Raw genomic sequence first — 1,062 nt, 5'->3', positions numbered from 1 at the left:
TTAATGTGCATACCTATGGAGCGCATATTTTCCGCACAGATTCTAAGGAAATATGGGACTATGTGCGACAATTTGCGGATTTTAATCACTTCATCAACTCTCCGCTTGCCAACTACAAAGGCGCAATTTATAATCTGCCCTTTAATATGAATACTTTTTGCAAGCTTTGGAATATCTCCACCCCTAAACAAGCGCAAGAAATCATAGAATCCCAAAGAAAAGCCGCACTCAAAGACCTAAAAGGTGCGCCCAAAAATCTAGAAGAACAAGCCCTCTCCCTTGTTGGGATTGATGTGTATGAAAAATTTATCAAAGGCTACACGCAAAAGCAATGGGGCAGAGATTGCAAGGATTTACCAGCCTCCATTATACGCAGGATTCCTGTTAGATTAACTTATGATAATAATTACTTCAATGACCCTTATCAAGGAATCCCAAAAGGTGGCTACACTCCTATCTTTGAAAAATTATTAAAAAATTGTGAAGTGCGGCTAAACGCAGATTTTTTAAAACACAAAGAGCAATTCCAAGCAAAAGCTAAAAAGATTCTATTTACTGGAACGATTGATAGCTACTTTGAATATCGTTTTGGAGAGCTTGAGTATAGGAGTTTGAAGTTTGAAGAAGAGATTTTAGAGATTCCAAACTATCAAGGGGTTGCGGTGGTGAATTTCACAGACGAGCAGACACCTTACACTAGAATTATTGAGCATAAGCACTTTGAGTTTGGCACACAAGAGAAAACGATTATTTCCAAAGAATACCCTCAAACTTGGGATAAGAGCAAAGAGCCTTATTATCCGATTAACGATAGCAAAAATCAAGCACTTTTTGCAAAATATCAAGAACTTGCTAAGCAAGAGCAGAATCTCCTCTTTGGCGGAAGACTTGGCTCATATCAATACTATGATATGCAAGATGTCATCAAGGCAGCTTTAGAGCTTGTTAAGAGGGAGTTTGCGCAATGAATCCTAAAGTCTCCATTGTTATTCCCTCTTTGAACTCTATGTGCTATATAGAGGAATGCCTCCAAAGTGTGCTAAATCAAACCTTGCAAGACAT

At 38.3% G+C, this 1,062-nt stretch carries 1 protein-coding gene; it reads left to right on the top strand.

What is annotated here, in order from left to right; genetic code table 11:
* Positions 1–968: UDP-galactopyranose mutase (gene glf / locus Q1553_RS00010; RefSeq protein WP_300842632.1), on the top strand; the 968-nt coding region annotated here is incomplete at its 5' end.
* Positions 969–1,062 lie beyond the last annotated feature (94 nt).

Origin of the sequence: Helicobacter sp. UBA3407, assembly GCF_949747025.1 — a bacterium.
Classification (GTDB): Bacteria; Campylobacterota; Campylobacteria; order Campylobacterales; family Helicobacteraceae; genus Helicobacter_D; species Helicobacter_D ganmani.
This window is presented reverse-complemented; position numbering and strand designations above follow the sequence as displayed.